Annotated in this window: 20 protein-coding genes; 3 read left to right on the top strand and 17 right to left on the bottom strand. The window is 59.4% G+C overall.

From position 1 onward, the window contains the following. Positions 1-28 precede the first annotated feature (28 nt). Genes flgJ through flgB form a run of 9 tightly spaced genes read right to left on the bottom strand, consistent with a single transcriptional unit; the run spans position 29 to position 7,248 of the window. The gene (gene flgJ / locus AB6Q56_RS00980) at positions 29-994 is read right to left on the bottom strand and encodes a flagellar assembly peptidoglycan hydrolase FlgJ (RefSeq protein WP_434515345.1); all 966 of its coding nucleotides are present in this window, start codon (positions 992-994) and stop codon (positions 29-31) included. Positions 995-1,002: 8 nt separating this feature from the next. Beyond that, a complete protein-coding gene (locus AB6Q56_RS00975) occupies positions 1,003-2,097 on the bottom strand; it encodes a flagellar basal body P-ring protein FlgI (protein ID WP_434515344.1) in 1,095 nt (364 codons plus the stop codon). Positions 2,098-2,120: 23 nt separating this feature from the next. After that, positions 2,121-2,801, bottom strand: a complete 681-nt coding sequence (locus AB6Q56_RS00970; RefSeq protein ID WP_434515343.1) for a flagellar basal body L-ring protein FlgH — start codon at positions 2,799-2,801, stop codon at positions 2,121-2,123. Positions 2,802-2,817: 16 nt separating this feature from the next. Continuing rightward, positions 2,818-3,600, bottom strand: a complete 783-nt coding sequence (flgG, locus tag AB6Q56_RS00965) for a flagellar basal-body rod protein FlgG (protein ID WP_434515342.1) — start codon at positions 3,598-3,600, stop codon at positions 2,818-2,820. Positions 3,601-3,613: 13 nt separating this feature from the next. Continuing rightward, the gene (gene flgF / locus AB6Q56_RS00960; protein ID WP_434515341.1) at positions 3,614-4,357 is read right to left on the bottom strand and encodes a flagellar basal-body rod protein FlgF; all 744 of its coding nucleotides are present in this window, start codon (positions 4,355-4,357) and stop codon (positions 3,614-3,616) included. Positions 4,358-4,378: 21 nt separating this feature from the next. Further along, complete coding sequence (flgE, locus tag AB6Q56_RS00955) at positions 4,379-5,689, bottom strand: flagellar hook protein FlgE (RefSeq protein ID WP_434515340.1); 1,311 nt, start codon at positions 5,687-5,689, stop codon at positions 4,379-4,381. Positions 5,690-5,701: 12 nt separating this feature from the next. Continuing rightward, positions 5,702-6,394, bottom strand: coding sequence for a flagellar hook assembly protein FlgD (locus AB6Q56_RS00950; RefSeq protein ID WP_434515339.1), 693 nt, complete (start codon positions 6,392-6,394; stop codon positions 5,702-5,704). 20 nt (positions 6,395-6,414) lie between these two features. After that, entirely contained in the window at positions 6,415-6,828 is a 414-nt protein-coding gene (gene flgC / locus AB6Q56_RS00945) for a flagellar basal body rod protein FlgC (RefSeq protein WP_434515338.1), read from the bottom strand. Between the two features lie 9 nt (positions 6,829-6,837). Then, a complete protein-coding gene (gene flgB, locus AB6Q56_RS00940; protein ID WP_434515337.1) occupies positions 6,838-7,248 on the bottom strand; it encodes a flagellar basal body rod protein FlgB in 411 nt (136 codons plus the stop codon). A 143-nt stretch (positions 7,249-7,391) separates the two neighbouring features. On the opposite strand from flgB, the gene flgA reads away from it, so the two are divergent. The 3 genes from flgA to AB6Q56_RS00925 are packed head-to-tail and all read left to right on the top strand — an operon-like array spanning position 7,392 to position 8,880. Beyond that, complete coding sequence (gene flgA / locus AB6Q56_RS00935) at positions 7,392-8,066, top strand: flagellar basal body P-ring formation chaperone FlgA (RefSeq protein WP_434515336.1); 675 nt, start codon at positions 7,392-7,394, stop codon at positions 8,064-8,066. 53 nt (positions 8,067-8,119) lie between these two features. Continuing rightward, entirely contained in the window at positions 8,120-8,416 is a 297-nt protein-coding gene (gene flgM, locus AB6Q56_RS00930) for a flagellar biosynthesis anti-sigma factor FlgM (protein ID WP_434515335.1), read from the top strand. Further along, a complete protein-coding gene (locus AB6Q56_RS00925; RefSeq protein WP_434515334.1) occupies positions 8,416-8,880 on the top strand; it encodes a flagella synthesis protein FlgN in 465 nt (154 codons plus the stop codon). Before flgM ends, AB6Q56_RS00925 begins: the two co-directional genes overlap by 1 nt. 18 nt (positions 8,881-8,898) lie before the next feature. Here AB6Q56_RS00925 and motD read toward each other — a convergent pair whose 3' ends face one another. From motD to AB6Q56_RS00885, 8 genes are all read right to left on the bottom strand, one after another. Next, a complete protein-coding gene (gene motD, locus AB6Q56_RS00920) occupies positions 8,899-9,696 on the bottom strand; it encodes a flagellar motor protein MotD (RefSeq protein WP_434515333.1) in 798 nt (265 codons plus the stop codon). Then, complete coding sequence (locus tag AB6Q56_RS00915; RefSeq protein ID WP_434515332.1) at positions 9,696-10,436, bottom strand: flagellar motor protein; 741 nt, start codon at positions 10,434-10,436, stop codon at positions 9,696-9,698. The genes motD and AB6Q56_RS00915 overlap by 1 nt, the downstream gene beginning before the upstream one ends. Next, positions 10,429-11,181 carry an RNA polymerase sigma factor FliA gene (locus AB6Q56_RS00910; RefSeq protein ID WP_434515331.1) on the bottom strand — a complete coding sequence of 251 codons (753 nt, stop codon included), beginning with the start codon at positions 11,179-11,181 and terminating at the stop codon, positions 10,429-10,431. The genes AB6Q56_RS00915 and AB6Q56_RS00910 overlap by 8 nt, the downstream gene beginning before the upstream one ends. Next, the gene (locus AB6Q56_RS00905) at positions 11,181-12,071 is read right to left on the bottom strand and encodes a MinD/ParA family ATP-binding protein (protein WP_434515330.1); all 891 of its coding nucleotides are present in this window, start codon (positions 12,069-12,071) and stop codon (positions 11,181-11,183) included. Before AB6Q56_RS00905 ends, AB6Q56_RS00910 begins: the two co-directional genes overlap by 1 nt. Next, positions 12,064-13,527, bottom strand: a complete 1,464-nt coding sequence (gene flhF / locus AB6Q56_RS00900; RefSeq protein WP_434515329.1) for a flagellar biosynthesis protein FlhF — start codon at positions 13,525-13,527, stop codon at positions 12,064-12,066. The genes AB6Q56_RS00905 and flhF overlap by 8 nt, the downstream gene beginning before the upstream one ends. Further along, positions 13,524-15,608, bottom strand: coding sequence for a flagellar biosynthesis protein FlhA (gene flhA / locus AB6Q56_RS00895; RefSeq protein WP_434515328.1), 2,085 nt, complete (start codon positions 15,606-15,608; stop codon positions 13,524-13,526). Before flhA ends, flhF begins: the two co-directional genes overlap by 4 nt. Then, complete coding sequence (gene flhB, locus AB6Q56_RS00890; protein WP_434515327.1) at positions 15,609-16,742, bottom strand: flagellar biosynthesis protein FlhB; 1,134 nt, start codon at positions 16,740-16,742, stop codon at positions 15,609-15,611. It lies immediately after the preceding gene. Positions 16,743-16,921: 179 nt separating this feature from the next. Then, a complete protein-coding gene (locus AB6Q56_RS00885; protein ID WP_434515326.1) occupies positions 16,922-18,835 on the bottom strand; it encodes a chemotaxis protein CheA in 1,914 nt (637 codons plus the stop codon). Positions 18,836-18,837 lie beyond the last annotated feature (2 nt).

Below are 18,837 nucleotides of genomic sequence, written 5' to 3'. Positions count from 1 at the left end.
CCAAACCACCGTAAAGTTTAGGCGGCCATCAACCGATCAGTGCCTGCCGCAACGCGGGGCCGTTGATGATGCGCGACAACTTGTCGGCATACATCGGATCAGTGGCATAGCCAGCCTGCTGCAAACGTTTCGCAAACTCCGTGCCATCCTGAGATCCAATCACCGAACCGAAGCGCGCGTTATTGCGCAACAGGTTGGCGTAATCGCGGAAAGCCTCCTCGTACGAGCCGTAAGCCCGAAAGCGCTCGACCGACTGCTGCGGCTGGCCATTGACGTACTCGGTTGTCGTCGCGTCCGCCGTTGCGCCAGCCCAACTCTTGCCAGCCTTGATGCCGAACAGGTTGTAGCTGGGTGAACCGTCGGCCCGGCGAATCTCGGAACGCCCCCAGCCGCTTTCCAATGCGGAGTGGGCCACCAGGAACTGAGGCGGCACGCCGGTCGAGCGCGAAGCCTCTACGGCATGCGGCCAGACCCGGTTGACGAACTCCTTCGAACTGGCCGGCGCATCAAGCGCAACGGCCGGCGCTACCGTCGCGTCGGCGCGCGGATAAGCAGCAGAGGTCGGCAGATTACCGAGAATGGTCTTGTATTGCAGGTGGCGGCCATCGGAAGCGGCAAGCGGCAAGTCGCCGGCGGCAGCGTTTGCCGCCCCTGCCGTATTGGGATCAGAAGAGGCGCCAACCATCGTGCGCCCCAGTTGCTGCTCGATCAACTTGGCGAACCCGACGCCCTTGCCGCTGGAGGACAGATTCTGCGCCATCTGCTGGTCAAGCAGGCTGGTGTAGAACTTCGATTGCTCGCTGTTGAGCATGCCGTCGTCCGGCACGGTATCGCGCATGCTCTTCATGACCATTTGCAGGAACATGGTCTCGAATTGCTGCGCAGCCGCCTTGAGCCCTTCCTGCGGATTTTTGGCGAACTGGCTGCGCAAATCCTGCGCCGACTGGACGTCGAAAGCCGCCCGATTGGGCGTGTTCTGTATTTTCATCGACATCGTCGGGATCAGATGATTTCGAGATCGGCGCGCAGTGCCCCGGCAGCCTTCATCGCCTGCAGGATGGCGAGCAGATCAAGCGGATTCGCCCCCAGCGCGTTCAAGGCCTTGACCACATCAGCCAGGTTGGCGCCAGCCTTGACACTCATCAGGCTGCCGTTGTCCTGCTTGACCTGAATGTCGGCCCCCTGCCCGAATTGCGGCTGGCCGGCATCAACCACCACCGACAGGCTGCCGTGCGCAACGGCGCAGGCCTCCAGCGTGACCTTCTGGTTCATGACCACCGAACCAGTACGTGGATTGACGACGACCTTGGCCATACCGGCTACCGGCTGGACATCAAGATTCTCGATCCGCCCCAGAAAGGCGACACGGGCGTCGGCATCTTCCGGGGTACGTACGGCGATGCGCCGACCATCAATGGCCTGGGCTGTACCAGACCCCACGCTTCGGTTGATGGCATCGACCAGCTTCTGCGCGGTACCGAAATCGGCTGTCGACAACTCGTAATAAACCATGCCCCCTTGCCCAAGCGCCGTCGGTACGGCACGCTCGACGCTGGCACCGCCGGGGATGCGCCCCGCCGACAAGTGGTTTACGGTCACCTTGGAGCCACCCGAGGAAGCCCCGGCGCCACCGACCATGACATTGCCCTGAGCGATAGCGTACACCTGCCCGTCGGCCCCCTTGAGCTGCGTCATTAGCAACGTGCCGCCGCGCAGGCTCTTGGCATTGCCCATTGACGACACGGTGACATCGATACTCTGCCCTTGCCGCGAAAAAGGCGGCAGGTTGGCGGTAACCATGACCGCCGCCACGTTCTTGAGCTGCAGTTTCTGCGACTGCTCCTGAGTCAGGTTAACGCCCAGCTGCGACAGCATGTTGGCGATGGCCTGCGTGGTGAACGGCGTTTGCGTGGTCTGGTCGCCGGTGTTGTCGAGACCAACCACGATGCCGTAACCAATCAACTGGTTGTTGCGCACGCCCTGAATGCTGGCCAAATCCTTGATCCGCTCGGCCAGCGCCGGCTGACACCACAGCGGCAGCAGACAGGCGGCCAGAATTGCCGTCTGCCGGAACAGTTTGCCGCTTTTCGTCTTCATGATGCGCCTCCGCAAGAAATTCCTTAGAACGGCATCACACTAAGGAAGAAGCGTGCCAGCCAGCCCATGACCTGGCCTTCGGCCAGTTGGCCGGAAGACTTGTATTCGAACCGGGCATCGGCAATCCGCGACGACTCGATGGTATTGAAGGCATCGACAAAGCTCGGGTTGATCACCCCGGAAATACGAACGAATTCCTGCTCATTCCCGATCGCCACCTGCTTCTCGCCCGAAACCAGCAGGTTGCCGTTGGGCATGACGTCAATCACAGTTACCGACATGTTGCCGGTGAAGATGTTGTTGTTCGCTGCTTCGCCCTTGCCGCTGAAGGCATTGGCGCTTTCAGCCTCGAGATTGAGTCCGACTAGCCCTTTGCCCGGCAGCTTGTTCAGACCGGACACCGATGCCGAGGCCGTATTCGATTTATCCAGCTTGTTGTTGGACTTGGTAGAGGCTGTCGTGCTTTCGGTAATCTTGACTGTAATCGTGTCGCCCACGTAACGGGCGCGGCGATCCTCGAACAGCGGCCGACTGCTGGCCGCCTGGTAGATGGCACCATTGCCACTCGGCATGTCGAACCGCGCCGACGGGCGTGCCGTCATCGGCTGATGCACATTGGTCGGCGGCACCGTGGAGCATGCTGACGATGCCAACAGGATGATCAAAATCGGGATCAGCGCTGGAGTCAAGATAGGGCGTTTCATGTGCTCACCTTACTGCTTACAGCTGGGTCAGGCGCCCGAGCATCGCGTCGGAGGTCGACACCACCTTGGAATTCAGTTCGTAGGCCCGCTGGGTCTGGATCATGGTGACCAGTTCCTCGGCCACATTGACGTTGGAGGTCTCCACGTAGCCTTGATTGACAATGCCGGCACCGTTGGTTCCGGGCGTGTTGGGCGTCGGCGTGCCGCTGGCCGCGGTTTCCTGGAACAGGTTCTGACCCATGCTCAGCATGCCGGCGGGGTTGATGAAGGTGGCCAACTGGATGCTGCCAATTTGCGTCGACGCCGCCGAGCCTGGCTGAGTCACCGTCACGGTACCGTCGGTACCGATCGACATGCTCAGCGCGTTGGCTGGAATCGTGATGTTCGGCTGTAGCGGATAACCGTCGGAAGTAACGATCTGCCCCTGGTTATCCTTTTGAAAAGAGCCGTCCCGCGTATAGGCTGTGGTGCCATCCGGCAACAACACCTGAAAAAAGCCGTTGCCTTGAATCGCGATATCGAGGGTGTTGTCGGTCTTCTGCAGATTGCCCTGCGTGAAGATGCGGGCGGTGGACACCGGACGAGCCCCCGTACCCAACTGCAGTCCAGCTGGTACCTGAGTCTGCTGCGACGACTGGGCGCCGGGCTGACGCATGGTCTGATAGAGCAGATCCTCGAACACTGCGCGCGAACGCTTGAAGCCGTTGGTGCTGACGTTCGCCAGGTTGTTGGAAATGACGTCCAGCTGGGTCTGCTGGGCATCCAGTCCGGTACGGGCGATCCACAGGGAACGAATCATGATTCAGGTCCTATCAGGCATTCAGCGACAGCAGCTGATCGGCGCGCTGGGCGTTGGTATCGGCTGTCTGCAACATCTTGATTTGCATTTCAAACTGACGCGACAAGCTGATCAGATTGACCATCGCGTCGGTGACATTCACATTGCTGCCTTCCAACGTGCCAGACACCAGCTTGACGTTGGCGTCGGCATCGGCCGGCTGGTTGTTGCGGAGGCGGAACAGACCGTCCGAACCGCGCACCAGATCGGATTCCGGCGGATTGACCAGCTTGATCCGTCCGATCGCATTGGCGTTGTTGGGCGTGCCAAACGCAGGAATCACCGAGACTGTCCCATCCGGTGCGATCTCGATGTTGTTGTCGGGCGGAATGTTGATCGGCCCACCATCGCCAGCGACGTTGTACCCGCTCTTGGTCTGCAGCAGACCGGTGACATCGACATCTAGACTACCGGCCCGGGTGTAGGCCTCGCTGCCATCGGGCAACTGGACGGCGATCCACCCCCGGCCGCGCACTGCGACATCGAGGTTGCGGCCGGTAAACATCAGCGGCCCTTCGTCCATCACGTCGCTGACCGAAGCATCCACCGTGAAGGCCCGTGTCGGCATGCCTTCGCCGATCACCGGCACGGCGCGGAAGCGATGCTCCTGAGCCTTGAAGCCGATAGTGCTGGCATTGGCCAGGTTGTTCGCGGTACCGGCCTGCTGCATGAACACATGCTTGGCGCCGGTCATCGCGGTGTAGATCAGACGATCCATGTCAGCGACTCAATCGATGGTTTAGCGCAGGTTCACCAGCGTCTGCATGACCTGATCCTGCGTCTTGATCGACTGGGCATTGGCTTGGTAGTTACGTTGTTGGGTAATCAGATTGACCAGTTCCCCCGTCAGGTCGACGTTGGACTCTTCGATGGTCGAGGAAGAAATGACCCCCAGGTTCGAAGTACTGGGCGCGCCGACCAGCGCCGGCCCGGATACGGATGTTTCCGACCACTGGTTGTTGCCGAGCGCCTGCAGGCCATTCGGATTGGTAAAGTTGGCCAGCACGACCTGCCCTTGGGCAAAGGTCTGGCCATTGCTGTAGCGGCCTTGTACTACGCCGTCACTACCGATTGACAGGCCGATCAGGTTGCCGGCAGCGTAACCATCCTGCTCCAGGCGGTTGGTACCGAACGGGCTGCCGAACTGTGTGGTGCCGGTAAAGTCGATCGGGAAGGTTTGCGTGGCTTGCGCACCGTTGGGTGGCTTGCCCTGGCTGGCGACGACGTTGCTGACATTGACCGTCACGTTCATCGGCGAACCGGCCGTGATCTGCCCGTTGGTACCGAAAGTCAGCGTCCCGATAGGACCGGCGGCGCCGTTATTCTGGTTGGTCGTCCCGTCGACGTTGGCATAGACATCCCACTGACCCGATACCGCTGTCTTGCGGAAATAGAAGGTCATGGTGTGGTCGTTGCCGAGGGAGTCGTACATCGACAGGGCGGTCGAATAGTTGTAGGTCAGCGGGTCCGGCGTGAAGGCCGTGGTTGAGCCGGCGGCACCACCGTTAACCCATGGCGAAGTCGGCGTGGACTGCCGCGAATCCAGGTTCAGGTTGGCCTTGACGCCATTGAAGCTGCTGCTGGTGTTATAGCCCGTCGCCTTCGGTGCCAGCGCGGAAGCGGAAATCTGCAACGGGGCCGGTGTCGAAGGCACAATGACACCGGACAGTGCGGCATAACCAGTAAGTTTCAGATTCTGGTCATTGACGATATAGCCATTCTTGTCCAGGTGGAACTGACCATTGCGGGTATAGGTCGTCGCCCCGTTCTGGTCCATCTGGAAGAAACCTGCGCCATTGATCGAGATATCGAGCGCATTGCTGGTCGCCGTGATATTGCCTTGGGTAAATTGCTGCTGAACGGCACCGAGATTCACACCGATACCGATCTGGCTGGCTCCGGCACCGGCAAGCGAGGCGGCATAGACATCGCTAAAATGGGTGACCGAAGCCTTGTAGCCGACCGTGCTCGAGTTGGCAATATTGTTGCTGGTCGCGTCAATTGCCTTGGAGGCCGTATTCAGGCCACTCAATGCTTGTTGGAATGCCATTGCTGTTACCCCTTACAGAATTTGCTGGACATCCTTGAAGGCCACATCGCCCAAGGAACCCAAATCAAGGATGAATCCGTCTTTGCTGCGAGTAACAGCAGAAACCGTGCCAATCTTCATTGCCGTAGCGTCGACCTTCTTGCCATCCGCGCTGGCAGCAATGGAAAAGGTGTAATTCCCCTCCTTCATTGCATTACCGGCCTCGTCCTTGCCATCCCAGGAGAAGTACATGATGCCGGCCTCCTGGGCCCCCAACTCTTTCGACTGCACGATCTTGCCGCTAGCGTCCTTGATGGTGAGCGTCACCTTGTCGGCGGCAGCGGCAAGCGAGGCGCCGGCGTATGCCGATTTGCCGGCAGCGAGCGGCAAGCTGTTGCCGGCAACCATCACATTTTTGCCGATGATGCCTGCCGCCTGCAGGCCCTGCGCCTCGTTGTAACCGCTCAGCAACTGGCTCAGCGTGGCGTTCAGTTTTTCGATGCCATTCACCGTATTCAACTGGGCGAGTTGGGTGGTCACCGCCGCGTTGTCCATCGGATTCAGAGGATCCTGGTTCTTGATCTGGGTCATCAGCAAGGTCAGGAAGCGATCCTCCATTTCCGCGGTCGTGCTGGTCGACGTGGTCTTCTTGCCACTGTTGCCGTTGATGGTGGAAAAGATATCGGCAGCCGTGTTCGTTGTCGTGTTGGTGACGCTGGAAGCCATTTTTTTCTCCTGTACGAGTCTTAGCCCTGGGCGATCTGCAGAGTGCGCAGCATCATGGCCTTGGCGGTATTCATGACCTCGACGTTGGTCTGATACGAACGCGAGGCGGAAATCATGTTGGTCATTTCCTCGACCACATTGACGTTGGAAAACGCGACATATCCCTTGTCATTAGCAGCCGGGTTTTTGGGGTCGTAAACCATACGCGGCGGCGAAGCATCATCGACCACCTGGCGCACCCGAACCCCCTTCGAGAGTTCGCCAGCACCACCCATCGGTGTAGCCTCGAAGACAACCTGTTTGGCACGATAGGGATTGCCGTCCGAAGAAACGATGCTGTCAGCGTTGGCCAGATTGGAAGCCACGGCATTAAGACGCATCGACTGCGCCGTCATGGCGCTGGAAGAAACCTTGAATACATTGAACAGGCTCATCTTCGCTCCTTAGGCGTTGGTTGAAGCCATGGCGCTGCGCATACCCTTGAACTTATCGCTGATCAATTGGGTCAGTATCTGGTACTGCATGGCGTTCTCGGCGATCTGCGCGCGCTCGACATCCATATCCACCGTGTTGCCGTCCACAGCCGACTGGGTTTCCTTGCGGAACTGAAGCACTGCCGGTCCGCTGGCCGAACCGCCCGCGATATGCCCCGACGAGGTGCGCGCCAGCGCCACGCCACCGGCCTGCATGCGGCCACCCATCGCGTTCTGCATGGCGGCCTCGAAGTTGAAATCGCGCGCCTTGTACTGCGGGGTATCGGCATTGGCAATATTGGACGCCAAAACCTGATGACGCTGGGTACGCAGGTTGAGCGCCTGACTGTAGACGGAAATACTTTGTTCGATGCTTGCCATGATGAACTCCGGATGATCAGTCTGTGGATAGCACGCTCCGTGCCATGGCCGGCGAACGGCAAATCAGTCACTTTCCGGCAAGACCTTCGGCAATTCTTGCCGGAAGACATGCAGCATCCTGATTGCTCAGGCAAAATGTACGGATGACCCGATACTTGGCTTCCCTGTTTTTCCTCGCGCTCGCCGTCACCGGCCACACGGCGGAAACCGATCTCGTCCTCGATACCGCCGAGCGCTACGTCCGGCAACAAACGCTGGGCTTGCCAGGCAAAGTGCAGGTCAAGATGGGCACTCTGGACGTTACCCGCCTGCCTCCGTGCACCGCTCACGAAGCCTTTTCACCCTCCGGAACCCGGCTCAGCGGCAAGACCCATGTCGGCGTGCGCTGCCTGGGACCGGCCATCTGGAGTGTGCTGGTACCCGTGCATATCGCCATCACCGGTAACTACCTCACTACAAGTCGCCCCCTTGCGGCCGGCCAGACCATTTCCGCCGGCGATCTGATCGTCAGCACCGGCGACTTGAGCGCCATGCCCACCGGTATTCTTGGTGACCCGCAGCTCGCTATCGGCAAGACCTTGCGTAACTCGCTGGGCGCCGGGCAGCCGCTACGATCAGACCAACTCATCGCGCCGCTGGTTATCCGGCAAGGGCAGACCGTACGCGTCATCTCGACAGGCCCGGGATTTGCTGTCAGTTCCGAAGGGAAAGCCATGAACAATGCCGCCGAGGGACAGATTGCACAGATTCGGATGAGTTCGGGACAAACAGTCAGCGGTGCGGCCAAAGCTGACGGTAGTGTAGAAATATCTTTTTAGGCTAAAGTTCTGCCTCGAACGGTCGTTAACAGGATTGAGAAAAAAGTTTTGAGATGATCACCATGAAGATCGACAACAGTTACAAGCCCACGACGACCGGCCTTTCGAGCAAGCCATCGGCGCCTCAAACGGCTATCGCAACGCCGGCACAGGATGCGGTTAGTCTGAGCCAGGTGGCTGGCAGCCTGAATGCGGGTGCCAATCAGCCCCCGGTTAACACGGCACGTATCCAGGAGATCAAGCAGGCCATTTCGGAAGGACGTTTCAAGATCAATCCGGAAGCAATCGCTGACCGCCTGATCGAATCGACCCGCGACCTGCTGGGCCGCGACGGCAAGCACCAGGTTTGATGCCTGACCTTGCCGGCATCCTGGCTCGTGAAATTGAACTGGTTTCCCGGTTCATTTCGCTGCTCGATCAAGAACAGGACAGCCTGAAAAAGGCCAATGCCGACGCCCTGCAAGCGATCACGGCAGAAAAGATGCCATTAATTGCGCAAATGAACAGTGCCGAAGGTGAGCGCATGGCAGCCATCGGCGCCACCGGGCAGCCCGGAGCCAAAGCCAGCATGCAGCGCTGGTTGGAAGACAACACCGCAGATGCCGCCGTTGCGAAAAACTGGCAGCAACTTCTGGAATTGGCCCGCGAAGCCAAGGCACTGCATGACCTGAACATTCAGTTGGTCGAAATGCACCTTAGGAACGCAACGGAAGCGCTCGCTATCCTGACCCAACCGCCGGAATCCTCAAGTCTCTACGGGGCCAGCGGCCAGACCATGGGCAGTTCGGGCAGTCGTATCGTCGACTCGGCCTGAGCAAGCAGGACAGCCCGCTCACTGCCCCGGACGCAGTTCCTTCACTTCCGTCGGCTCCTCCGGACGGTTTGAATCGATCAGGATACTGACGCGGCGATTCCTGGCCCTTCCCTCTACGGTCGTATTCGTTTCCAGGGGCCGTGTTTCGCCATAACCGATGGCAGTCAGGCGTTCGGCGCCGACACCGCCTTCGTTGAACAGTCGCAGCACGGTGGTGGCCCGCATGGCCGACAACTCCCAGTTCGACGGGAATTGTGCCGTGGCGATCGGCACGTTGTCGGTGTGCCCCTCAATCGTGATCGGAAAATCAGAATCAGCTAGAACCTGGGCGATCGCCTGCATTGCACTGATCGATGCTGCTTGCAACCTGGCCTGACCCGCCGGAAAAAGAATGCTGTCGTTGATCTCGACCGTGACGCCGCGACTGGTTTCGAGCAACTTCACTTTGCCCTGCGCAATCAAGGGCTGCAGTGCATTCTTGATATCGTCGGCGACATTTCGCATCTTCTGTCGCTGCTCGCTCTTTTTTTCTTCCACCTTCTTCTGATCGGGTAGCTTGTCGGGCTTGGCAATCGGCTTCACCGGCAGCAACGGCGCCCCCTGAATGGTCGCAATCGGCTGCCCCCCCGGTTGCCCTGTCGTATTTTTAAAAGCGTTGGTCAGCGAATTGGACAGAACCTTGTATTTCCCCTCATTCACCGACGAGATGGCATACATGACCACGAAGAAAGCGAAAAGCAGGGTGATGAAATCGGCGTATGACACCAGCCACCGCTCGTGGTTTTCATGCTCTTCCTCGCGGCGACGCCGAGCCATCAGTGCAGATAGCCCTTGAGACGACCTTCGATGATGCGCGGATTGTCGCCCACCGCGATACCGACCAGTCCGTCGACCAGCATTTCACGGGTCGCCACCATGCGGCCGATGTAATACTTCAGCTTCCCGGCAATCGGCAGATAGACCAGATTGGCCAAGCCTACGCCATAGATCGTAGCGACAAAGGCAACCGCGATACCGGCCCCCAGTTTGGTCGGATCGGACAAATTTTCCATCACGTGGATCAGCCCCATGACCGCACCAAGAATGCCGATGGTCGGCGAGTAGCCTCCTGCGGATTCCCAGATTTTGGCGGACTGCCGCAGCTCATCCTCGTAGGTGTCGATCTCCACTTCGAGCAACTCTCGGATACGCTCAGGGTCGGCGCCATCGACCAAGAGCTGCAGGCCGCGTTTGGTGAATTCGTCCTTGACGCGAGGCATCTGGTTTTCCAGCGCCAGCAGGCCCTCGCGTCGCGAAAGTTGGCTCCACATCAGTATTTGCTCGATCAGCCGCTTCTGCTCGATGACCGGTGGAACCCACACCCACTTGACCATCTTCATGCCCCGTCGAAAAACATGGATAGGGCTTTGCAGTAGGACGGCACCCAGCGTGCCGCCGAGAACAATCAAAAGAGCGGTCGGCTGAACCAGCGAGCCGACATGCCCACCTTCGAGATACTGGCCGCCGACAATGGCGAACAATCCAATGGCCAGACCGGCCAGACTGATCTTATCCACCCGCACGCTCCTTGCGTCGTTTGGCTGCCTTGGGCACTTCCCCCACCATGCGGGTTCGCAACCGGGCAATAGCCTGGCTATGTAGCTGGCAGACCCGTGACTCACTGACCCCCATGACCTCACCGATTTCCCGGAGATTGAGGTCCTGCTCGTAGTAAAGCGCCATCATCAGCTTCTCACGCTCGGGCAGATCACCAATGGCTGACACCAGCAGCGCCTTCATGCCTTGATCTTCAAGTATCGCAGCCGGATCGGCGTTGTTGTCGGTGAAGTGACGCTCCAGAAAGTCGTCATCGCCCTCACCGGAAAAATCCTCGAAATAGACGAGTTGGTGACCGCGCGCGTCGTGCAGGGTTTTCTGATAATCGGCGAGAGAAAGGCCCAACGAATCGGCTAGTTCGCGCTCGGATGGCGCCCGCCCGTACTCATGTTCGAGCTGATTGATCGCTGTTTCGATACGGCGCAATTCACGCCTGAGATTCCGGGGCAACCAGTCGTTTTCCCGCAGGCCGTCGAGCATCGCGCCGCGCACTCGCTGCGTGGCATAGGTTTCGAACTGCGCCCCGAACCCTTCCTGATAACGGTCGATGGCATCCAGCAGCCCGATCATCCCGTTCTGGACCAGATCATCGAACTGAACGCTGGGCGGCAGGCGCGCCATCAAATGGTAGGCGACACGTTTCACCAGCGGCACGAAGCGCTGAACCAACTGTTCCCTGTCTGGCTGCCCGGCAGCGGTATACATCAGGCTCGTAATACGTTGGGAGTTATACGTTGGCTCAAGTGTAGCAGTTGCTGCATGAACTGTTCGACTCCGCCGGCCTCGCTTTCGCTGCGCTGCCAATACAGCATGTCCGAGGCGATATCGCGGAACGCTGTAGCTGCTACCGAATCCGGAGCCTGCACCAGCACCGGGCGACACAACTGAGCGGCTAGACGAAGGGACTCATCCAGCGGGACGGCTCCGGCATAATCCAGGCGAGCAATACCGCGCTGAGCGGCGACCTGAGCGATGTTCTCGTAGATCGATCGGGCATCGGGCTGGCTGCGCACCTTGTTCACCAGAATGCGGAAATGCTTCCGGGAAAAAGCATGGCTCACTTTCTTGATGAGCGAATAGGCTTCGGTGATCGATGCACTGCTTCCAGAGAGAACGACCACCGCCTCCTGAGCCGCGATGCCAAACGGAGAAAATCCGTGAGGATGCGCTGTACTGGCATCGACCAGAATCACATCGACAGGCCGGTCGAGACCCGACATGGCATCGAGCAGGGTCTGCTGCTGATGCAGGGACAGACGTCCCAGTTTCTTCACCGCACGCGCTGCCGGCAGGACGCGAAGACCGTGCATCGGCTGCAGCAGCACTTGCGACAGTGGCAATTCGCGCTGCACCACATTGAGCAGATCGCTGCGGGCGACCAAGCCAAAGGTGGCGGCGATGTCATCGCCCGGCGCATGCTCGTCGATGATCAGCACCTCCTTGCCAAGACGCGCCAAGGCCACGCCGATGTTGGCCACGGCCACACTGCGTCCGACACCTTCGCAACCGGCAACAAAGGTGACTACTTGCAGTTGCTGCCCGCCCCCGAGAAGCCGACGCAGGCCGGCAGCCTGGTCGACGCGAAAATCAGCCACGACGCCCTCCCGCCGCAACCATACCGGCGTTCGCCATCATCATGGCCGGTTCGATCCCGTCATACTTGTGGGGCGAGGCTTCCGGCACGTCCTTGAAAGCACGATGCAGCAGATAGCTCCGGTTCGGGAGATGAATATCTTCGGGCACGCGCTGCCCATTCGAGACGTAGAGCAGCTTCAGGCTGTGACGCATGATCACGTCGAGTGCCGTGGCAAGACTGGCCGCCTCGTCGATCTTGGTCAGGATACAGCCAGCCAGCGAATCGCCGGCATAGGCACGCACCACGTCATCCAGAGTATCGCCGCGCGCGGTCGAATTGAGCAGCAGCACCCGCTGCACGTCGCATCCGGCCAGCATGTCGGTCAATTCGGGAACCAGCTTGTCCTTCTGGCTCATACCCATGGTATCGATCAACACCATGTGCTTGTGCTGCAGTTCGCTGAGTGTCTGGCGCAATTCTGCGGCATCCTTGACCAGATGCACGGACACTCCGAGGATACGTCCATAGATGCGCAATTGTTCGTGGGCACCGATCCGGTAACCGTCGGTGGTGACCAGGGCCACCTTGCTCGGCCCGTGACGCAGCACACAGCGTGCGGCCAGCTTGGCGGTTGTGGTAGTCTTGCCCACGCCGGTCGGCCCAACCAGCGCATAGACACCACCTCGATCGACGATGTCATTTTCGTTGCCCAGCGTCATCAGCGAACGATCGGCCGCGCCCTTGACCCAAGCCATGGCTTCGACAGCACTCATGTCCACCGGCAGATCGGACAACAGGTCGCGAGCGAACTGCGGCGAGAACCCGGCATCGAGCATCTGGCGGAGAATGTCGGTCTTCACCGGCTCCGAACGCGCCACCTCGCCCCAGGCGAAGCCGGCCAGATGTTGCTCGACGATCTTGCGTAGCGAACGAATTTCCTCCATGACCTCCATCGGTACGACTTCGGCTTCGGCCCGCCGCGATGCGGCAGGCGGCTGCGGAATTGCCGCAGCGACGGGGGGGACAACGGGCGCCGGACGGGGCTGCACGGGAGGCTGCGATGGGCGGGACATTTCTAGATTGCGCAACGCGCCGGTCTTGGGGATACCGGCATTCACGGTTGCCGCCGGCTTGGCCAGGAAAGCATGATTCACAGTCGGCCTGGTCGCCTGCTGCGGCGCCGATGGCACGGCTACCGGCGGCGTTGGCTGCGAAATGCGGGCGCGGGCCGAATTGAGCACAACCCGATAATCATCCTCGACATCGACCTTGGGCTGCGGACGTTGCTGCGCCGGAGCGCTGTCGGCGACCGGTGTCGGTACGATCATGGCCATATCCCTTGCGGCGACGGCCATGATCTCCACCCCGCCGGGAACTCCTCGGTTGGAGAGAATGATCGCGTCGTTGCCCAAGGTCTCTTTGACCTTCCTCAAGGCATCCCTTGCGTTGGCGGCGATGAATTTTCTGACGTTCATGTTCTACCTCCGATGATCGAGGTCACCTTGATGATTCGGGCTTCAGGCACTTCATTGTGCGAAAGCACCTTGAGTTGAGGAATGGTGCGGCGCAAGAACCTGGACAGCAGCAAGCGCAGACTGCCAGGAACCAACAATACGGCGGGCAAGCCCAGGCTTTCCTGGCGCCCGGCAGCAGTTGCGGTCTCACGAATCAGCGTATCCGCCAAACCGGGCTCGAAACTGGTGTTTTCCGAGCCGCCAGCCACCGCCTGGGTGAGCAGGCGCTCCAACGTCGGGTCCAGCGACATGACCTGCATTTCGCCAGTCCCGGGGAAAAGCTGCTGGACGATGGCACGCCCCAGCGCCATGCGCACCTGAATGGTGAGGTCGTCCGCGTTCTGGGTCCGCGTTGCATGATCGGCAACGGTTTCGATGATGGTCCGCATGTCGCGGATATGGACGCCTTCTTCGAGCATGCCTTGCAGGACTTTCTGCAAGGTGCCGAGCGGCAGGACCTTGGGAACCAGATCCTCGACCAGCTTGGGCATTTCCTTGGCTAGATGGTCGAGCAACTGTTGCACCTCCTGGCGCCCCAGCAACTCGGCCGCATGCGTCAGGATGAGATGATTCAGATGCGTGGCAACGACCGTCGAGGCATCGACGACGGTATAGCCGTAAGCCTGCGCCTGATCGCGCTGCGCCGCATCGATCCATGTTGCCGGCAGGCCAAATGCCGGATCCTTGGTGCTCACGCCGTTCAATGTGCCGGCAACGCGCCCCGGATTGATCGCCAGATACTGACCGGTATAGGCCTCGCCCTGGCCGATCTCCACCCCTTTGAGCAAAATTCGGTAGGTATTCGGCTTCAGTTCCAAGTTGTCGCGGATATGAACCGGCGATACGAGGAAACCAACCTCCTGCGCGAATTTCTTGCGGATGCCACGTATACGGCGCAGCAACTCGCCGTCCTGCGACTTGTCGACCAGCGGAATCAGGCGGTAACCAACCTCCAGCCCGAGCACATCGAGTGGCGCCACATCAGCCCAACTGGCCTCAAGCGCCTCTTGCACGGGCGCCGGGGCAACATGCACGGGAGTTTCGACGATGCGCTTCTCACGCTGCATCATGGTCCAGGAGAACCAGCCCAGGATAGCCGCAAGCAGGAGGAAAACCAGATTCGGCATCCCCGGGATGAGGCCCAGGAAACCGACGATGGCTGCCGTGATGGCGATCACCTTGCCGTTGCGGAACATCTGCCCCATGACTTGCTGGCCAATGTCACGATCGTCGGATACACGGGTCACCACCATGCCGGCGGCGATGGAAATGATCAGTCCCGGAATCTGTGCCACCAGACCGTCGCCTATGGTCAGCAGCGTGTAGTTCTTGGCCGCCTGGGCAAGTTCCATGTTGTGCTGGAGAACGCCAACGATCAGGCCGCCGACCACGTTGAGCAGCATGATGATGATGCCGGCGATCGCGTCACCGCGCACGAATTTGGACGCACCGTCCATCGAACCGAAAAACTCTGACTCGCGGGAAATGTCGGTCCGCCGCTTGCGCGCCTCCTCCTCACCGATCAGGCCGGCATTGAGGTCGGCATCGATGGCCATTTGCTTACCCGGCATTGCATCGAGCGTGAAGCGTGCGGAGACTTCGGCAACCCGCCCCGCGCCCTTGGTGATCACGACAAAATTGATGACCACCAGGATCAGGAAGACCATGATGCCAACAGCGAAATTTCCGCCAACCAAAAAGTGACCGAATGCCTCAATCACCTTCCCGGCCGCATCCGGACCATTGTGGCCCTCAAGCATCACGACTCGCGTCGACGCCACGTTCAGCGACAGACGGAGCAAGGTCGTCACCAGCAAAACCGTCGGAAAAACGGAGAAATCGAGTGTCTTCTGGGTATTGACGGCGACCAGCAGGACGAGCACCGAGATCGCGATATTAAAGGTGAAGAACACATCCAGCACAAATGCCGGCAGCGGCAACACCATCATCGCCAGGATCATCAGGATCAGGACCGGCGCCGCCATCTGGGTCAGATTCAGACGCCCCAGCAAGTTCTGCATGCTCATTGACGAGGCGGCCATTTAGTTCGCCTCCGGAATAAGCTCGGGTGGGACCGGCAAATCGCGCGGCGGAACCGGATAGGTGCCCCCCGCTTGGCGCCAGTTAGCCAACTGGTAGATATAAGCAAGAACCTCCGCGACTGCGTTATACAGGGCGGAGGGAATTTCAGCGTCGATATCGGTATGCTTATAGAGCGCTCGCGCCAACGGCGGCGCTTCCATGATCGGTACTGCATTCTCGGAAGCCACCTCGCGGATCTTCAAAGCGACCGCGCCAACCCCTTTGGCAACCACCTTGGGTGCCGCCATTCCCGCCTTGTACGAAAGCGCCACCGCGTAGTGCGTCGGGTTGGTGACCACCACATTCGCCGTGGGCACGGCAGCCATCATCCGCTTACGCGCTGCTTGCATCTGAAGGCTGCGGATACGCCCCTTGACGTGCGGGTCGCCCATCATCTCCTTCATTTCCTGCCGAACCTCTTCCTTGGTCATCTTCAGCTTGTCGAAGTACTGCCAGAGCTGGAACGGAACGTCGGCAGCAACAACCAGCACTAAGGTGGCAACCAGAATCAGAAACGAGAATGCAATCATATGACCGGCATGCGCCAGCCCCGCCTCTAGCGGCTCACCCAGCAGACCGAACAACTCGTCGCGTTCCTTCCAGATCAACAGGGCCGCCACACCGCCCACCAGGGCCGCCTTGAGAACCGCCTTGAGCAATTCCATCAGGCTGGCCCAAGAAAACATGCGACCAAACCCACTCAAGGGATTCAAGCGCTTCAGATCCGGTACCAGCGCCTTGGGCGAAAAAACCCACGCATTCAGGAAAAAAGGCGGCAGGATAGCCGCAACCAGGAGCAAGGCCAGCAAAGGGGAAAATATAAATAGCGCGTCGCTGGAAATATCGGCCAACCGAGGAAGCATCAAACCCGGCTCACGTATGAACTGCGACTCGATGACGAAACCCTTCTGCATGAGTGCCATTGAGCGCTGCGCAAACCAGCCGCCCATCATCCAGATGGTTGCAGCAGCTACAGCCAGGACCAAAAAGGTACCAAGTTCACGGGAATGGGGGACCTGACCCTGCTCGCGGGCTTGCTCGATTCGCCTACCAGTAGGCTCTTCGGTTTTCTCGAGGTCGCTATCTTCCGCCATAGCCGTATCTAGTTGGTGTTGCGGCTATTATAGGAAAAAACGAGAAAAATTAAATAGGTACACCACTTTTTTTAGATTGTTTCTCAGATGCCAGACGCAAGCCCATGACATCAGAGTAAACATCCAAAAAGAAAGAGAGGGCCGCAGCCCTCTCTCAACTCGTTGACTCGGAACGGGAATCAGGCGAAGTCGAGCGCCCTCACTGCCGACCCGATGTCCACATGCTGTCCGATATCGCTTAGCAATTCCTTCATATCCAGAATCAGCACAATCTGGCCATTGGACAACGTCGTCACCCCGGCAACGCCCTTGGGTCGGAAGTCCTCAAGCGACTTGATCACCGCGTCGTCGCGCCCTGCAAAGCTGTCGACACCGAGAATGAAGCTTCGCTCCGCCGTCTGCATGAAGACACCGTATTCAGGATAGTGCTCCCGCGGCCAGCCCAAGAGACGGGACAGGGTAATGACAGGCAGGACTTCGCCGCGTACCACCAGCGTCTCCTTGCCACCCACCTCTTGAATGCGACTCTGCTCAATCGGCAGAATTTCGCGGACCAGCGACAAGGGCAGCGCAAACGGCTGATCCCCCAGCAACACCAGCAACACCGGCAGAATAGCCAGCGTCAGCGGCAAGGAAATCATGAACACCGACCCTTTGCCCGGCTCTGAGCGAATTTCGATCGAGCCGTTGAGCTTCTGGATATTGGTCTTGACCACATCCATACCGACCCCCCGCCCGGAAACGTCGGAAATCTGGGTTTTTGTCGAGAACCCAGGCAGGAAGATCAGGTTCAGACTCTGACGCTCGTCTAGCGTGTTGGCCTCCTCCTCGGAGATCAGCCCCTTTTCGATGGCCTTGGCACGAATACGTTCAGCGCTCATGCCCTTGCCGTCATCGGCGATGATCAGGACGATGTGGTCACCCTCCTGACGCGCCTCCAGACGCACCAGACTCTTCGACGGCTTGCCGGCGGCCTGGCGCTCAGCCGGCATTTCAACCCCATGATCGACCGCATTGCGAATCAAGTGAATCAGCGGATCCGCCAAGTCTTCGATCATCGTCTTGTCGACTTCGGTTTCCTCTCCAGCAAGCACCAACTCCACATCCTTGCCCAATTGGCGGGCCAAGTCACGAGCGATACGGGGGTATTTCTGGAACAGGCGGCCGATCGGCTGCATCCGGGTTTTCATGACCGAGTTCTGCAGATCGGAAACCAGCAGATCAAGCTGACTCACCGCCTGATCAAGGGCATGTAGTGTTTCAGAATCGTTTTTTCCGGCCAAGATATCGGCGCGCAAACTGGTCAGACGGTTTTTGGTCAGACCGATTTCGCCAGACAGGTTGAGCACTTGGTCGAGGCGCGAAGTATCGACGCGAATTGTGTTCTCGCGAACGCGCTCTTCGGCTCGCCTGGCGTTGACAGGCTGCCCTCCCGGTCGATCCGTTGCCCGGCGACCGTACGGAGAAGCGGGGGCCTGTTGAGATGCGGGCTGAGCGGGCACGCTGGCTGCCGGAGTTACCGCAATCTCGCCTGCCGCCGCTTCCGCCTTGGTAATCAATTCGCTGACCGGCGCTTGGGCAACCGCTTGGCCTGTAACGGCAGCGTGCAGCAGACTCCAGTCCGGCTCCTCTGCCGCCGTGGATTGCTCCGAAGTAGCCTCTTGCACCGCCGGTGCAGCAGCGGCAGCCATTACCGGCTGCTCGCCGGCTAGCGCCCCTTGCAATGCAGCAATCACCTCCGGATCGGCAGGTTGCGGCTGCACCATTTGCCCCAGTTCGCCGAACATCTCGCGAACCCCCTTGGTAGCCGCCATGATGACGTCCATCAACTCAGGGGTCAGCTCCAGTTCGCCATTGCGCAACCGATCGAAGAGGTTTTCCGTCAAGTGGCAGAGTGTCACCAGCTCAGTGGCATTCAGAAAACCGGCACCACCCTTGACGGTATGGAAGCCACGGAAAATATCGTTGAGAAGCCCGCGGTCGTCCGGCATCTTTTCGAGATCAACGAGTTTGTTGTCAACATCGGACAACAGGTCGCTGGCCTCCTGCAGGAAATCCTGTAGCAGGTCTTCCATTCCGCTAAAGTCACTCATAG

This window comes from Dechloromonas sp. ARDL1 (assembly GCF_051122455.1).
Taxonomy (GTDB): domain Bacteria; phylum Pseudomonadota; class Gammaproteobacteria; order Burkholderiales; family Rhodocyclaceae; genus Azonexus.
Note: the sequence above shows the minus strand (reverse complement) of the source record. Positions and strands in the feature narration are given on the sequence as shown.

What these genes read in the sequence shown, in the direction of transcription:
- flgJ (WP_434515345.1), bottom strand. Translation starts at nt 994, where the DNA reads ATGTCGATGAAAATACAGAACACGCCCAATCGGGCGGCTTTCGACGTC.
- AB6Q56_RS00975 (WP_434515344.1), bottom strand. Translation starts at nt 2,097, where the DNA reads ATGAAGACGAAAAGCGGCAAACTGTTCCGGCAGACGGCAATTCTGGCC.
- AB6Q56_RS00970 (WP_434515343.1), bottom strand. Translation starts at nt 2,801, where the DNA reads ATGAAACGCCCTATCTTGACTCCAGCGCTGATCCCGATTTTGATCATC.
- flgG (WP_434515342.1), bottom strand. Translation starts at nt 3,600, where the DNA reads ATGATTCGTTCCCTGTGGATCGCCCGTACCGGACTGGATGCCCAGCAG.
- flgF (WP_434515341.1), bottom strand. Translation starts at nt 4,357, where the DNA reads ATGGATCGTCTGATCTACACCGCGATGACCGGCGCCAAGCATGTGTTC.
- flgE (WP_434515340.1), bottom strand. Translation starts at nt 5,689, where the DNA reads ATGGCATTCCAACAAGCATTGAGTGGCCTGAATACGGCCTCCAAGGCA.
- AB6Q56_RS00950 (WP_434515339.1), bottom strand. Translation starts at nt 6,394, where the DNA reads ATGGCTTCCAGCGTCACCAACACGACAACGAACACGGCTGCCGATATC.
- flgC (WP_434515338.1), bottom strand. Translation starts at nt 6,828, where the DNA reads ATGAGCCTGTTCAATGTATTCAAGGTTTCTTCCAGCGCCATGACGGCG.
- flgB (WP_434515337.1), bottom strand. Translation starts at nt 7,248, where the DNA reads ATGGCAAGCATCGAACAAAGTATTTCCGTCTACAGTCAGGCGCTCAAC.
- flgA (WP_434515336.1), top strand. Translation starts at nt 7,392, where the DNA reads ATGACCCGATACTTGGCTTCCCTGTTTTTCCTCGCGCTCGCCGTCACC.
- flgM (WP_434515335.1), top strand. Translation starts at nt 8,120, where the DNA reads ATGATCACCATGAAGATCGACAACAGTTACAAGCCCACGACGACCGGC.
- AB6Q56_RS00925 (WP_434515334.1), top strand. Translation starts at nt 8,416, where the DNA reads ATGCCTGACCTTGCCGGCATCCTGGCTCGTGAAATTGAACTGGTTTCC.
- motD (WP_434515333.1), bottom strand. Translation starts at nt 9,696, where the DNA reads ATGGCTCGGCGTCGCCGCGAGGAAGAGCATGAAAACCACGAGCGGTGG.
- AB6Q56_RS00910 (WP_434515331.1), bottom strand. Translation starts at nt 11,181, where the DNA reads ATGTATACCGCTGCCGGGCAGCCAGACAGGGAACAGTTGGTTCAGCGC.
- flhF (WP_434515329.1), bottom strand. Translation starts at nt 13,527, where the DNA reads ATGAACGTCAGAAAATTCATCGCCGCCAACGCAAGGGATGCCTTGAGG.
- flhA (WP_434515328.1), bottom strand. Translation starts at nt 15,608, where the DNA reads ATGGCCGCCTCGTCAATGAGCATGCAGAACTTGCTGGGGCGTCTGAAT.
- flhB (WP_434515327.1), bottom strand. Translation starts at nt 16,742, where the DNA reads ATGGCGGAAGATAGCGACCTCGAGAAAACCGAAGAGCCTACTGGTAGG.
- AB6Q56_RS00885 (WP_434515326.1), bottom strand. Translation starts at nt 18,835, where the DNA reads ATGAGTGACTTTAGCGGAATGGAAGACCTGCTACAGGATTTCCTGCAG.